The 13,281-nt window shown below is 62.8% G+C and carries 14 protein-coding genes and 1 tRNA gene; 7 read left to right on the top strand and 8 right to left on the bottom strand.

The genetic code is table 11. The features are described from left to right. The 6 genes from pheT to thrS form a co-directional block, all read right to left on the bottom strand. The gene (gene pheT, locus PotMrB4_RS09685; RefSeq protein WP_172433108.1) at positions 1 to 2,379 is read right to left on the bottom strand and encodes a phenylalanine--tRNA ligase subunit beta; all 2,379 of its coding nucleotides are present in this window, start codon (positions 2,377 to 2,379) and stop codon (positions 1 to 3) included. Positions 2,380 to 2,416: 37 nt separating this feature from the next. Continuing rightward, positions 2,417 to 3,433 (bottom strand): phenylalanine--tRNA ligase subunit alpha, encoded by a 1,017-nt coding sequence (pheS, locus tag PotMrB4_RS09680; RefSeq protein WP_044401781.1) that lies wholly within the window; start codon positions 3,431 to 3,433, stop codon positions 2,417 to 2,419. Between the two features lie 93 nt (positions 3,434 to 3,526). Continuing rightward, positions 3,527 to 3,883, bottom strand: coding sequence for a 50S ribosomal protein L20 (gene rplT, locus PotMrB4_RS09675; protein WP_044874620.1), 357 nt, complete (start codon positions 3,881 to 3,883; stop codon positions 3,527 to 3,529). A 26-nt stretch (positions 3,884 to 3,909) separates the two neighbouring features. Beyond that, the gene (gene rpmI / locus PotMrB4_RS09670) at positions 3,910 to 4,104 is read right to left on the bottom strand and encodes a 50S ribosomal protein L35 (protein ID WP_044401775.1); all 195 of its coding nucleotides are present in this window, start codon (positions 4,102 to 4,104) and stop codon (positions 3,910 to 3,912) included. Positions 4,105 to 4,165: 61 nt separating this feature from the next. Then, the gene (gene infC, locus PotMrB4_RS09665; RefSeq protein WP_170832300.1) at positions 4,166 to 4,717 is read right to left on the bottom strand and encodes a translation initiation factor IF-3; all 552 of its coding nucleotides are present in this window, start codon (positions 4,715 to 4,717) and stop codon (positions 4,166 to 4,168) included. Further along, entirely contained in the window at positions 4,717 to 6,639 is a 1,923-nt protein-coding gene (gene thrS / locus PotMrB4_RS09660) for a threonine--tRNA ligase (RefSeq protein ID WP_142010847.1), read from the bottom strand. The genes infC and thrS overlap by 1 nt, the downstream gene beginning before the upstream one ends. Positions 6,640 to 6,996: 357 nt before the next feature. Here thrS and PotMrB4_RS09655 point away from each other — a divergent pair, with 357 nt between their 5' ends. After that, on the top strand, positions 6,997 to 7,158 hold the full coding sequence (locus PotMrB4_RS09655; protein ID WP_172433107.1) for a hypothetical protein: 162 nt from the start codon (positions 6,997 to 6,999) through the stop codon (positions 7,156 to 7,158). A gap of 76 nt (positions 7,159 to 7,234) precedes the next feature. Here PotMrB4_RS09655 and PotMrB4_RS09650 read toward each other — a convergent pair. Further along, positions 7,235 to 7,311, bottom strand: a tRNA-Val gene (locus PotMrB4_RS09650). Between the two features lie 183 nt (positions 7,312 to 7,494). Here PotMrB4_RS09650 and PotMrB4_RS09645 point away from each other — a divergent pair. Beyond that, positions 7,495 to 8,778, top strand: coding sequence for an NAD(P)/FAD-dependent oxidoreductase (locus PotMrB4_RS09645; protein WP_142010850.1), 1,284 nt, complete (start codon positions 7,495 to 7,497; stop codon positions 8,776 to 8,778). Positions 8,779 to 8,839: 61 nt separating this feature from the next. Here the strand turns inward: PotMrB4_RS09645 and PotMrB4_RS09640 are convergent, their stop codons facing one another. Next, positions 8,840 to 9,523 (bottom strand): PA2778 family cysteine peptidase, encoded by a 684-nt coding sequence (locus PotMrB4_RS09640; RefSeq protein WP_232060812.1) that lies wholly within the window; start codon positions 9,521 to 9,523, stop codon positions 8,840 to 8,842. Between the two features lie 272 nt (positions 9,524 to 9,795). Between PotMrB4_RS09640 and PotMrB4_RS09635 the strand changes: the two genes are divergently transcribed. From PotMrB4_RS09635 to PotMrB4_RS09615, 5 genes are all read left to right on the top strand, one after another. Next, on the top strand, positions 9,796 to 10,065 hold the full coding sequence (locus tag PotMrB4_RS09635) for a hypothetical protein (RefSeq protein WP_142010853.1): 270 nt from the start codon (positions 9,796 to 9,798) through the stop codon (positions 10,063 to 10,065). A gap of 182 nt (positions 10,066 to 10,247) precedes the next feature. After that, complete coding sequence (locus PotMrB4_RS09630) at positions 10,248 to 11,246, top strand: GlxA family transcriptional regulator (protein WP_142010855.1); 999 nt, start codon at positions 10,248 to 10,250, stop codon at positions 11,244 to 11,246. 14 nt (positions 11,247 to 11,260) lie between these two features. After that, a complete protein-coding gene (locus tag PotMrB4_RS09625) occupies positions 11,261 to 11,509 on the top strand; it encodes a DUF1272 domain-containing protein (RefSeq protein ID WP_142010858.1) in 249 nt (82 codons plus the stop codon). Positions 11,510 to 11,521: 12 nt separating this feature from the next. Continuing rightward, positions 11,522 to 12,031, top strand: a complete 510-nt coding sequence (locus tag PotMrB4_RS09620) for an HPP family protein (protein ID WP_142010861.1) — start codon at positions 11,522 to 11,524, stop codon at positions 12,029 to 12,031. Between the two features lie 8 nt (positions 12,032 to 12,039). After that, a complete protein-coding gene (locus PotMrB4_RS09615) occupies positions 12,040 to 13,206 on the top strand; it encodes an MFS transporter (RefSeq protein WP_142010863.1) in 1,167 nt (388 codons plus the stop codon). Positions 13,207 to 13,281 lie beyond the last annotated feature (75 nt).

Genomic DNA, 13,281 nt, shown 5'->3' with positions numbered 1-13,281 from the left:
CTACTTCCTTAACGTGGCGTTGAACCTACCTTCCAGCGAGGTGACGATGTTCTGGGTTGTGGTGTTCACCTCATCGTCGTTAAGAGTGCGCGATGGATGTTGCCAGGTCAAGCCGACGGCCAGGCTTTTTCTAAGCGGATCAATACCTTTACCGTGATAGACGTCAAATAGCCTGAGGTCCGTCAACCACTCCCCGGCGGCTTCGCGAATCGTGTCGAGGACGGCTTCAGCGGCGACCTCACGATCAACCAGGACGGCCAGATCACGACGCACTTCGGGGAAGCGCGACAGCTCGCTGAACGTGGGCAGGCGTCCACTCATGACCTCAGCCAGCACGAGCTCGAAGAGGTAAACGGGCTGGTCAAGATCGAGGCTCTTGGCCAGTTCGGGGTGAATGGCACCGAGGTAGCCAACCAGCTTGCCATCTCGTTCGATGCGAGCGGTTTGCCCCGGGTGCAGCGCCGGATGCTCGCCCGGCACGAAGCTGAATGCGTCCAACGCGCCAGCTGCACCCAACAGCGCCTCGACGTCGGCCTTGACGTCATAGAAATCCACGCCTTCGCGGCCATGGGCCCAGGCCTCCGGCAGGCGCTTGCCACAGACGACACCGGCGATCATCGCTTCCTGCTTCAGGCCTTCGAGTTGGCCGACGAAGCGAAGGCCACTTTCAAACAGGCGGACACGGCTCTGCTGACGGTTGAGGTTATGCTGCAGCGCCTTGACCAAACCCGGCCACAGCGAGGAACGCATGGCAGCCATGTCGTTCGAGATGGGGTTGGCCAGCATGAGCGGCTTGGCGCCAGGATTGAACAGCTCGAACCACTTGGGATCGATGAAGCTGTAGGTGATCGCTTCCTGATAGCCCCGGGCAACCAGCAGGCGACGCAAGGCCGGCAGCTCGACTGCAGATTCGGCACGAGCGCGAGGCGCGAGGCGCGCTTGCGGGTAGCGAACCGGCAGGCGGTTGTAGCCATAGAGACGACCAAGCTCTTCGATCAGATCCACTTCCAGGCTGATGTCGAAGCGGTGACTGGGCACTGAAACCTTCCACTGCCCCGGCGCAATAGAGGTGACGCCCAGACCCAGCGCGGTAAGCAAGCGCTCGACCTCGGCGGCGTCCATCTCCATGCCCAGCATCTGGGCAATACGCTCGGCACGCAGGATGACTGGGGCAACGCTCGGCAGATCTGCCTCACTTACAGCCTCGATGATCGGGCCAGCTTCCCCCCCCACGATCTCCAGCAGCAACGCAGTGGCGCGCTCCATGGCCTGGCGGGCAAGCTGCCAGTCCACGCCACGCTCGAAGCGATGCGAAGAGTCGGTGTGCAGGCCATAGGAGCGGGCCTTACCAGCAACGGCGATGGTGTCGAAGAAAGCTGCCTCGAGGAACAGGTCGCGGGTCTTGTCGCTGACGCCGCTGTGCTCGCCCCCCATTACCCCTGCGATAGCCAGGGCACGGCTGTGGTCGGCGATGACGAGGGTGTCTCCACGCAGGCTGACCTCCTGGCCATCGAGCAGGACGAGCTTCTCCCCCTCCTCCGCCATGCGCACGCGGATGCCGCCATTGATTTCGGCAAGGTCAAACGCGTGCATCGGTTGGCCGAGCTCAAGCATCACGTAGTTGGTGATATCGACGGCTGCATCAATGCTGCGCACGTCCGCCCGACGAAGGCGCTCGACCATCCACAACGGAGTGGGCTTGGAGAGGTCGACATTACGCACCACCCGACCGAGATAGCGAGGACAAGCCTTCGGCGCCAGCACGTCCACCGGGCGAACTTCGTCGTGAGTCGGTGCGACCGGGCTGATCACTACAGGGGTGACGGATGCCGCATACAGGGCACCCACCTCACGGGCCAGACCAGACATGTTGAGACAATCGCCACGGTTGGGCGTGAGGCCCAGCTCGATGACGACATCATCCAGACCGAGGTAGGCCCGGATGTCCTGCCCGACTGGAGCATCGGCAGCTAGTTCCATCAGGCCGGCGTTCTCGTCACTGATCTGCAGCTCACTGGCAGAGCAGAGCATGCCAAAGGACTCGACGCCGCGAAGCTTGGCTTTCTTGATCTTGAAGTCGCCGGGCAGCTCGGCACCGATCATGGCGAAGGGTATCTTCAGGCCGGGGCGCACGTTGGGCGCGCCGCACACCACCTGGAAGGTCTCGCTGCCATTGCTGACCTGGCATACACGCAGCTTGTCGGCATCGGGGTGCTGCTCGGTGCTGAGCACCTCGCCCACCACAACACCACTGAACGCACCGGCGACAGGCGTGACGCTGTCCACTTCCAGGCCGGCCATCGACAGACGAGCCACCAGCTCGTCGCGGGATACCTGCGGGCTTACCCAGCTCCGCAGCCACTGTTCACTGAATTTCATCCTGCTCTCCTGAGGAATTCGTTACGTGGACTACGACCTAGCGGAATTGCGCGAGGAAGCGCAGGTCGTTGTCGAAGAACAGGCGCAAATCGTTGACGCCATAACGCAGCATGGCCAAACGCTCGACGCCCATGCCGAAGGCAAAGCCCTGGTACTTCTCGGGATCGATGCCGGACATGCGCAGAACATTGGGGTGGACCATGCCGCAACCCATCACTTCCAGCCAGCCGGTCTGCTTGCAGACGCGGCAGCCTTTGCCGGAACACATGACGCACTGCATGTCGACTTCGGCGGACGGCTCGGTGAAGGGGAAGAACGAGGGGCGGAAACGCACGCCCAAGTCCTTCTCGAAGAAGACGCGGAGGAACTCCTCGATGGTGCCTTTCAGGTCGGCGAAGCTGATGCCTTCGTCGACCAGCAGGCCTTCGACCTGATGGAACATCGGCGAATGCGTGATATCCGAGTCACAGCGATAAACACGACCGGGGCAGACGATGCGGATCGGCGGCTGTTGGGACTCCATGGTGCGCACCTGGACCGGGGAGGTGTGGGTGCGCAGCAACATGTTGGCGTTGAAATAGAAGGTATCGTGCATCGCCCGGGCCGGGTGGTGGCCAGGGATGTTGAGCGCTTCGAAGTTGTGATAGTCGTCTTCAACCTCCGGGCCTTCGGCGATGCCGTAGCCGATGCGGGTGAAGAACTGCTCGACGCGCTCGAGAGTACGGGTAACCGGATGCAGGCCGCCAGATACCTGGCCGCGTCCCGGAAGGGTGACATCGATCCGCTCGGCCGCGAGCTTGGCTGCCAATGCAGCTTGCTCAAGCGAGTCCTTACGGGCGTTGAGGGCGTCCTGGACGCGCTCTTTGGCGGCATTGATCAGCGCACCGACCTTGGGCCGCTCGTCTGCAGGCAGGTCACCCAGGGTCTTCATCACCTGGGTCAGCTCGCCTTTCTTGCCGAGGTACTGAACGCGAATCTGTTCGAGAGCATTCACGTCTTCGGTTTGTTGCACGGCCTCAAGCGCTTGAGAGACCAGCGCATCCAGATTTTCCATTTACTGACTCCAGATACGAAATAGGGGAAGAGCCAAGGCTCTTCCCCTATTGGTGACGTTCAGCACCGGGATGGCCCGGTGATTGTCGGGGACTTAAGCCAGAACGGCCTTAGCTTTCTCGACAATCGCAGCAAACGCCGCTTTTTCGTTCACTGCCAGATCGGCCAGAACCTTGCGGTCGATCTCGATGGCCGCTTTTTTCAGGCCAGCGATCAGGCGGCTGTAGGACAGACCGTTCTGACGAGCACCAGCGTTGATACGAGCGATCCACAGAGCGCGGAACTGACGCTTGCGCTGACGGCGGTCACGGTAGGCGTATTGGCCTGCCTTGATTACCGCTTGCTTGGCAACGCGGAACACGCGAGAGCGAGCACCGTAGTAGCCTTTGGCGAGTTTCAGAATTTTTTTGTGACGAGCACGAGCGATAACGCCACGCTTAACACGAGCCATGAGTGTATTCCTCTAGTCTTGACCGATTAACGAACGCGCAGCATGCGCTCGACTTTTGCTTTGTCCGACGGATGCATCAGTTCGCTACCGCGAAGTTGACGCTTACGCTTGGTGGACATCTTGGTCAGGATGTGGCTCTTGAAAGCGTGCTTGTGCTTGTAGCCGGAAGCGGTCTTGAGGAAACGCTTGGCTGCACCGCTCTTGGTTTTCATCTTTGGCATGTTCGGATACTCCGCATTGAGTGATTACGCATAACCGCAAGGCCTGCCAGTGCCCTGGTGGTTACTTTTTCTTTTTGGGAGCGATGACCATCATCAGCTGGCGTCCTTCCAGCTTGGGATGCTGTTCGACGGTTCCGATTTCAGCAAGGTCAGTTTCGACCCGCTTCAGCAGTTCCATACCCAGCTCCTGGTGAGCCATCTCACGGCCGCGGAATCGAAGCGATACCTTGGCCTTGTCCCCATCATTAAGGAAACGTACCAGGTTGCGTAGTTTTACCTGGTAATCTCCTTCTTCCGTCCCTGGACGAAACTTGATCTCTTTGATCTGTTGCTGGTGCTGATTCTTCTTGGCTGCAGCAGCCTGCTTCTTCTTCTCGAAGAGGTGCTTGCCGTAGTCCATGATCCGGCAGACAGGCGGTACCGCGTCTGCCGAGATCTCTACGAGGTCCAGCTTTGCTTCATCAGCAGCGCGAAGCGCTTCATCGATCGAGACGACGCCAATTTGCTGGCCGTCTGCACCAATAAGTCGCACCTCTCGAGCCGTGATGTTCTCGTTGATCGGGGCCTTGGGTGCAGCTCGTTTATCTTGTCTCATTTCACGCTTAATAGTGATTACTCCGATTCTTGGCGACCACGCCGGGAAACCGTCTGCGCGAGCGTGGTGACGAATTGCTCGAGGGGCATGGAGCCCAGATCGACGCCTTCACGGGTGCGCACAGCAACGGATCGTGTCTCAACTTCCCTGTCTCCGATAACCAGGAGATAGGGAACCTTGAGCAAAGTATGCTCGCGGATTTTAAAGCCGATTTTTTCGTTTCTCAAGTCGGACTTGGCACGGAACCCGCTTTGGTTGAGAGTCTTTTCGACCTCCAGGGCAAAATCCGCCTGTTTGTCGGTGATATTCATGATCACCGCCTGGGTCGGCGCCAGCCACGCCGGGAACGACCCTGCATAGTGCTCGATGAGCATGCCGATGAAGCGCTCGAAGGAACCGAGGATCGCGCGGTGAAGCATGACCGGGCGCTTGCGGTTGTTATCTTCGGCGATGTAGCTGGCATCGAGCCGATCAGGCAGGTTCGGATCGTACTGCAGGGTACCGCACTGCCAGTTACGACCCAGGCAGTCCTTGAGGGTGAATTCGATCTTCGGACCGTAGAAAGCCCCCTCACCCGGCTGGTATTCCCAGGCCAGGCCCGACTCGTTCAGCGCGTCAGCCAGAGCCCCTTCAGCCCGATCCCACAACTCCTCGGACCCCACGCGCTTGGCCGGGCGGGTCGAGAGCTTCATGGAAATGTCACTGAAGCCGAAGTCGGAATAGACCTGCAAGGTTAGCTTGATGAAGTCCGCAGCCTCCTTCTTCACCTGCTCTTCGGTGCAGAAGATGTGGGCGTCGTCCTGGGTAAAGCCGCGCACGCGCATGATGCCGTGCAGCGCGCCCGACGGCTCATTGCGGTGGCAGGCACCGAATTCAGCCAGGCGCAGCGGGAGATCGCGATAGGACTTCAACCCCTGATTGAAGATCTGCACGTGGCACGGGCAGTTCATCGGCTTCACGGCATAGTCGCGACTCTCGGACGCGGTGGTGAACATGTTCTCGGCGTAGTTGGACCAGTGGCCGGAGCGCTCCCACAGGATGCGATCGACCACCTGGGGCGTCCGCACCTCGACATAGCCATGCTCACGCTGAACCTGACGCATGTACTGCTCGAGCACCTGATAGACGGTCCAGCCATTGGGGTGCCAGAACACCATGCCCGGCGCTTCTTCCTGGAGGTGGAAGAGGTCCAGCTGCTTGCCGATACGGCGGTGATCCCGCTTCTCGGCCTCTTCGATGCGCTGGACATAAGCAGCCAGCTGCTTCTTGTCAGCCCAGGCAGTGCCATAGACACGCTGCAACTGCTCGTTCTTGGAGTCGCCGCGCCAGTAGGCACCCGAAATCTTGGTGAGCTTGAAGGCCTTGAGGAAACGCGTGTTCGGCACGTGCGGGCCACGGCACATGTCCACGTACTCCTCATGGAAGTACAGACCCATGGCCTTCTCGTCCGGCATGTCATCGACCAGGCGAAGCTTGTACTCCTCGCCTCGCGCCTTGAAGGTCTCGATCACCTCCGCACGCGGCGTCACCTTCTTGATGACGTCGTAATCCTTGTCGATCAGCTCGGCCATGCGCTTCTCGATGGCCGCCATGTCGTCCGGCGTGAAGGGGCGCTCGAACGCGATGTCGTAATAGAAGCCCTCGTCAATCACCGGCCCAATGACCATCTTGGCACTGGGATAGAGCTGCTTGACCGCATGCCCGACCAGGTGAGCACAGGAGTGACGGATGATCTCCAGCCCCTCCTCGTCCTTCGGCGTGATGATTTGCAGGGTGGCGTCGGCTTCGATCAGGTCACAAGCATCGACCAACTTGCCGTTGACCCGACCCGCCAGCGTGGCCTTGGCCAGACCAGCACCGATGGACTGAGCCACCTCGAGCACGGAAACGGGTTTATCGAACGAACGCTGACTGCCGTCGGGAAGAGTAATGATGGGCATGGCGCCTCCTCTCCTAGTGGTGACCTCTACCAAAGGCCACATGGGTTGGGATGAGCCAGTAAATGATCCGGCGGTATACCTGCCACACGATGGCAGAGCCCTTTCAGGCCAACCTGACCGAACCAGGGTCACTGGAGGTATTTCGGGAAACGCGAATGCTTTCAGAAAGACAACGCAGTGACAAGCAGGAATTGGGCCTCACAGAGCATTTAGCCAGCGACACCTCACCACCCACCGCACATCCGTAACTCACGCCGAAACGAGACACGGATCACACAAACCCAGCACAGCAACCTGACAGATCGCTCGCACACCTAAGCTCAAGCGGGTAACCCGCCACCCTCGGGAGGGCGCGCAATGAAAGAACAACGGAGATACCTCGCACTGCGTGCGCACATTGATGAACTGATCCAGAGCGGCGGCCGAATTCTCAGCCGAGAACCACTCACCCTCAGGGCAAACGGCAGCCTCTACACGATTGCTCATGGCATGCTGATCGGCCATATCGCAGCTGCCTGAAGCGTGACCACGAAGCCAAAAACAAAAAGGGCGATCCTTTCGGATCGCCCTTTCTGCTAAGCCTTTCGGCTTGATTTGGTAGGCACAATTGGACTCGAACCAACGACCCCCACCATGTCAAGGTGGTGCTCTAACCAACTGAGCTATGTGCCTTCGATGGGTGCGCATTCTACGGGGTTAAATTTTGGTGTCAACAACTTTTTTCGCTAACTGACTGAAAAAGTGGAGCTTTTACTGTTCAGCCCCTCGTCAATTATCTTGCACGGAGGCTAGCCGGCTATTTTCAACTCGGGTAGCATCTCGCCATCCGTAAAAAATAAAAAACAGAGATTCAAGATGACGCACACTCCCTACCCCCAATCCTATTACGCCGCCTCCGCCAACCCGGTTCCGGCCCGTCCGGAACTGGAAGGCGAGACGCAGACCGACGTCTGCATCATCGGCGCGGGCTATACCGGCCTTTCCACCGCCCTTTTCCTGCTGGAGAACGGCTTCAAGGTCACCATCGTGGAAGCGGCCAAGGTCGGCTTCGGCGCATCGGGGCGCAACGGTGGCCAGATCGTCAACAGCTACAGCCGTGACATCGATGTCATCGAACGCACCGTCGGCCCCAAGCAGGCCCAACTGCTCGGCCAGATGGCGTTTGAAGGCGGACGCATCATCCGCGAGCGCATCGCCAAGTACGACATCAAGTGCGACCTGAAGGACGGTGGCGTATTCGCCGCCTTTACTGCCAAACAGATGGGCCACCTGGAATCCCAGAAGAAGCTCTGGGAGCGCTACGGCCACACCCAGCTGGAACTGCTGGATGGCAAGCGCATCCGCGAAGTAGTGGCGAGCGAGAACTACATTGGCGGCATGCTCGACATGAGCGGCGGCCACATCCACCCGCTGAACCTGGCCCTCGGCGAGGCAGCGGCAGTGGAGTCCCTGGGCGGCGTGATCCACGAGCAAAGCCCGGCCATCCGCGTCGAGCGTGGCGATAACCCGGTGGTCTACACCCCCAAAGGGTCGGTAAAGGCCAAGTTCGTCGTCGTCGCCGGCAACGCCTACCTGGGCAACCTGCTGCCGGAACTGATGGCCAAGTCGATGCCGTGCGGCACCCAGGTGATCACCACCGAGCCGCTGTCGGACGAGATGGCCCGCAGCCTGCTGCCGCAGGACTACTGCGTGGAAGACTGCAACTACCTGCTGGACTACTTCCGCCTGTCTGGCGACAACCGCCTGATCTACGGCGGTGGCGTGGTCTACGGTGCACGCGATCCGTCGAACATCGAGGCCATCATCCGCCCGAAGATGCTCAAGACCTTCCCACAGCTGAAGAACGTGAAGATCGACTTCGCCTGGACCGGCAACTTCCTGCTGACCCTGTCCCGCCTGCCCCAGGTGGGTCGTCTTGGCGACAACATCTACTACTCCCAGGGCTGCAGCGGCCACGGTGTCACCTACACCCACCTCGCCGGCAAGGTGCTGGCAGAGGCACTGCGCGGCCAGGCCGAGCGTTTCGACGCCTTCGCCAGCCTGCCGCACTACCCGTTCCCAGGCGGCCACCTGTTCCAGGTACCCTTCAGCGCCCTCGGCGCCTGGTACTACAGCCTGCGCGACAAGCTGGGCTTCTGATGCTCCATCCTTGAATGAAAACGGCGCCACAGGGCGCCGTTTTCATTGGGACGATGCACATTCAGCGCACCTGTTTCCTCGCCATGTCCGCCGCATCCACCTGACCCGCAGCCGCCAGCGCATCCGCCGCTGCCTGCCAGCGAGCCATATCAGCCGCCACCGGCAGCACGTTGGGCGCCTGAAGCAGCACGGCCCAGTGCCCAGCGGCGGCCCAGTCTGCCGCGAACTCGGCAAACCCGACCTGGGCCCGACGATCACCGGCCAACCGCAACAGCACCACCTCACGCTCCCGGTCGAATCCGACCAGCACCGCATAACGCCACGACGGCAGCCAGCCATAGCCCTGGCGCAGATGCACCAGTACCGGGTTGCCAGCCGACACCTGGACCAGCAGGTCCTCCAGATGTTTATCGAGCGGGTACACCAACAGACCATGCTGGTGGGCGACCACAGGAATCCGCTGAGCAAGCGACGCCTCGGCCTCAGGCAGTTGCAACGCCTTCTCCACCATTCCCGGCGTCACCGTTTCTCCCTGGAAGCCAAACAGCGCAGCCAGGGAAGCCGGCGCACTCTGATAAGTCTGCTGGGCGAAGAACGGCACGCTGCTCAGCTCCACCACCATCGGCAGGGCCCGCACGCGCGGATCATCGGCGGGATCGTGCCCCGCGCAGGCCACCAGCAGGAATGGAACGAGGCAGGCCATCACGACCTGGCGGGAACAGGCAACAAATCGGGAACGGCGCAAGGAAACCACCTTGTTAGCAACCGGGAAGAGGCCCGCATGATAGCGCTCGCCCCCAACCGGAACCCCATGTTTTATGGGACCTCGCCCCAGCGTCAGATGACAGAAATGCGACCTGTGCACACTGCACCATTCATCCTGGCGACAAATTGTTTCCAAAGCGCGACTCGCTGTGACTTATAGCGGGGAATCAGCCATCCATATCCACGACACCGCCCAGCCACATTGGCGGCGGCCAAGTCAACCCTTGGGCACAATATGGAGAGAATCCCCCAATGAACGCTCCGCTCCGCGTCAACGAAGCCTTGATCATCGCCGGCCGCGCCTTCCAACCCTACCAGTGCGTCGCCTGGGCTCCCCAGGATGGCAGCGGTGAACTCAGCATCAGCGTGATCGACCGCACCAACACCCGCCTGCTGGGCCGCTCGAAACTCACCACCAGCACCTACACCGACCCGGCCCAACTGGCCAGCGTCCTCAAGCAGTCCCGCGAGGAGCTGTCACGCCAGGGCTACCGCCTCGACCCGTGGAAGATGCCGGAATAATCCTCTTCCGCGCTGTGCCCACTGCGCCGGCGAGCCGTCCACACGGCTCGCCGCTGACCTGATCCCCTCCACCTTCTCCCCTCTTTCCCAAGCAGCGGATTGGCAAGATCCGTGGGCTTGTTGTCGTTGTCGCCACGACCTCCGACCTCCACACTGATGGCGTCCCCCTTGAAGCGAACGCCATGGACACCCCACTGACCATCGCCTGCCTGGCTTTCCCCGATGTGATGAGCCTCGACGTGACCGGCCCTCTGCAGGTCTTCGCGTCTGCCAATGTCGAGCGAGAGCGCCAGGGCCTGCCCGCGCCCTACCGCATCCTCCTGCTCGGCCTGGAGGCTGGGCCGGTGCGCACCTCAGCCGGCTTTGCCCTGCTGGCGGAGCAGGCCTGCAGCAACTGCCCGGCGGAAACCCTCGACACCCTGCTCGTACCGGGCGGTTTCGGCGTTGAGCCGCTACGCAGCCATGCGCCCCTCCTTGGCTGGCTGCGTGATGCCGAACCCAAGGTCCGCCGCCTCGGCTCGATCTGCTCCGGCGCCCTCATTCTTGCGGCCGCCGGCCTGCTGGACGGCCGGACCGCCACCACCCACTGGTCCGACGTCGACACACTGCGCTGCCATGCCGCCGTGGACGTCCAGGGCGACCGCCTGCACACCTACGATGCCTGTGGCCGCGACGGCGATCCCCATGTCTTCACCTCGGCCGGGGTCACCGCCGGCATCGACCTGGCCCTCGCCCTGGTGGAGGCCGACCTCGGCCGCTCCATCGCACTGGCAGTCGCCCGGCGCCTGGTGCTCTTCCTGCGGCGCCCCGGCGGCCAGGCGCAGTTCAGCCCGCTGCTGGCGCCGGACCCGCACCGCACATCACGCCTCGCCGCCCTGCTGGAGTGGATCCCCCTCCACCTCGGCGAAGACCTCAGCCTCGACACCCTCGCCAGCCAGGCGAACCTGTCGCCGCGCACCCTCTCCCGGCTCTTCAGCCAGGAGCTGGGCATGGGGCCCGGCCAGTACGTCGAGCGGGTGCGCCTGGAGGCCGCGCGCAACCTGTTGCAGGACGCCCAGGCCTCCATCTCGACCGTCTCCCGCCTCACCGGCTTCGGTCACCCCGAGAACCTGCGCCGCACCTTCCACAAGCACCTGTCCATCAGTCCCCAGGAATACGCCGAGCGCTTCGGCCGCCCCTGACCCGGAGAACCGCGATGCTCGAACTGCGCCCCAACTGCGAATGCTGCGACAAGGACCTGCCGCCAGCCGCCACCGACGCCATGATCTGCTCCTTCGAATGCACCTTCTGCCGTGACTGCGCCGAAGACCACCTGGACGGGCGCTGCCCCAACTGCGCCGGCACACTGGTGAGCCGCCCCATACGGCCCGACGCGAAGCTGGCGGCCAACCCACCGTCAACCCAACGCATCCACCACCCCAATGGCTGCCTGAAGCACGCCTAAGCTGGAGTCACCATGCTCGAATTCGCCAAGAAGCTCCGGGGCGACGCCGCCGCCCTGCCCCCTCGTCCCGCTTCGCGCCAGGTGATCCTCGCCTGGTTCGGCGGCGTGCTGGCCATTGCCGGCATCGCCGGCCTGGGCGACGCACTCACCCTCAGCCTGCTGCTGGGCTCCTTCGGTGCCTCCTGCGTGCTGGTCTTCGGCTTCCCCGACGTCCCCTTCTCGCAGCCACGCAACGTGGTGCTCGGCCACGTCCTCAGCAGCCTGGTAGGCCTGATATTCCTGGCCCTCTGCGGGCCCCACTGGTGGGCCATTGCCCTTGCCGTCGGCAGCGCCATCGCCCTGATGATGGTGACCCGCACCGTGCACCCACCGGCCGGCTCCAACCCGGTGATCATCTTCCTGCTGCAGCCCGGCTGGGACTTCCTGCTCTACCCCACCCTCAGCGGTGCACTGCTCCTGGTCTTCGTCGCCCTGCTCTACAACAACGCGAGCCGCGAGGCCCGCTACCCCAAGTACTGGTAGGCCACCGCATGCCCCTTCTGCTGAGCAACCCCGGAGTCCGCCTGCTGTTCGCCTGCCAAGCGCTGTACTGGAGCTGCTCGCTGATCGGCATCACCCTGACCGCGCTGATCGGCCTCCAACTGGCGCCGGCCAACGCCCTCGCCACCCTGCCGCTGGCACTGCTGGTGCTGGGCAACCTGCTCGCCGTGCAGCCGCTGTCGGTGTTCATGCAACGCCACGGCCGCCGCCCGGGCCTGATGCTCGGAGCGGCCGGGGGCATCCTCGGCGGCCTGACCAGCGCCCTGGGCGTCTGGCTCGGCGACTTCAGCCTACTGTGCCTGGGCGCCTTGCCCATCGGGGCCTACCAGGCCTCGGCGATGTACTACCGCTTCGCCGCCCAGGAAGCGGTCCCGCCGGAGCAGAAGGGCCGTGCCACCGCCTACGTGATCGGCGGCGGCATCTGCGCCGCCCTGCTGGCACCCAGCCTGGCGCTGTGGTCGCGCAACGCCCTGCCGACACCCTTCGTCGGCGCCTACCTCGCCATCGCGGCACTGGCCGCGCTCGCCCTGCTGCTGCTTCATCGCCTGCGTGAAGGCGATGCACCCCCTGCCCCACGAACCGGCTGGGCCTCGACACGCGCATTGCTGGCCCGCCCCCTGGTGCGCGCAGCCATCGCCACCACCGCCATCGGGCACGGCCTGATGATCCTGGTGATGAACGCCACGCCCCTGGCCATGAGCCTGTGCGGGCTGTCGATCGAAGAAGGCTCGGAAGTGATCCGCTGGCACGTCCTGGGCATGTTCCTCCCGGCGTTCGCCGCCGGCCCGCTGGTGGACCGCTTCGGCAGCCGCCAGGTGGCACGGCTCGGCATCCTGCTGCTGGCCATCAGCGCGGCCACCGCCCTTACAGGCCTGGCGCGCAGCCATTTCCTGGTCAGCTCGATGTGCCTCGGCCTGGGATGGAACCTCATGCTGGTCGCCGGCACCACCGTGCTTGCGGAAGGCCACGACAGTGCCGAGCGGGGCCAGGCCCAGGCCCTGATGGAGCTGAGCAACAGCCTGGTGGCAGCCTGCGCGTCCTTCGCCTCCGGTGCCCTCATCACCGGCCTGGGCTGGGCCGCCGTGAACCTCGGCATGCTGCCGCTGCTGGTCATCGCCTTGCTGGCAGCCAGCGTTCGCCCACACAAGGCGCACTGAGCACAGCCGCCTTGCTCGCCGGCCGCCCTGCCAACGGCTAGAGTTGCCCGCTACCGGCCCACCCCAACCACAAGG

The organism is Metapseudomonas otitidis (genome assembly GCF_011397855.1).
Taxonomy (GTDB): Bacteria; Pseudomonadota; Gammaproteobacteria; order Pseudomonadales; family Pseudomonadaceae; genus Metapseudomonas; species Metapseudomonas otitidis.
Note: the sequence above shows the minus strand (reverse complement) of the source record. Positions and strands in the feature narration are given on the sequence as shown.

Coding starts and splice junctions, on each gene's coding strand:
- pheT (WP_172433108.1), bottom strand. CDS start 2,379: ATGAAATTCAGTGAACAGTGGCTGCGGAGCTGGGTAAGCCCGCAGGTA.
- pheS (WP_044401781.1), bottom strand. CDS start 3,433: ATGGAAAATCTGGATGCGCTGGTCTCTCAAGCGCTTGAGGCCGTGCAA.
- rplT (WP_044874620.1), bottom strand. CDS start 3,883: ATGGCTCGTGTTAAGCGTGGCGTTATCGCTCGTGCTCGTCACAAAAAA.
- rpmI (WP_044401775.1), bottom strand. CDS start 4,104: ATGCCAAAGATGAAAACCAAGAGCGGTGCAGCCAAGCGTTTCCTCAAG.
- thrS (WP_142010847.1), bottom strand. CDS start 6,639: ATGCCCATCATTACTCTTCCCGACGGCAGTCAGCGTTCGTTCGATAAA.
- PotMrB4_RS09655 (WP_172433107.1), top strand. CDS start 6,997: ATGAAAGAACAACGGAGATACCTCGCACTGCGTGCGCACATTGATGAA.
- PotMrB4_RS09645 (WP_142010850.1), top strand. CDS start 7,495: ATGACGCACACTCCCTACCCCCAATCCTATTACGCCGCCTCCGCCAAC.
- PotMrB4_RS09635 (WP_142010853.1), top strand. CDS start 9,796: ATGAACGCTCCGCTCCGCGTCAACGAAGCCTTGATCATCGCCGGCCGC.
- PotMrB4_RS09630 (WP_142010855.1), top strand. CDS start 10,248: ATGGACACCCCACTGACCATCGCCTGCCTGGCTTTCCCCGATGTGATG.
- PotMrB4_RS09625 (WP_142010858.1), top strand. CDS start 11,261: ATGCTCGAACTGCGCCCCAACTGCGAATGCTGCGACAAGGACCTGCCG.
- PotMrB4_RS09620 (WP_142010861.1), top strand. CDS start 11,522: ATGCTCGAATTCGCCAAGAAGCTCCGGGGCGACGCCGCCGCCCTGCCC.
- PotMrB4_RS09615 (WP_142010863.1), top strand. CDS start 12,040: ATGCCCCTTCTGCTGAGCAACCCCGGAGTCCGCCTGCTGTTCGCCTGC.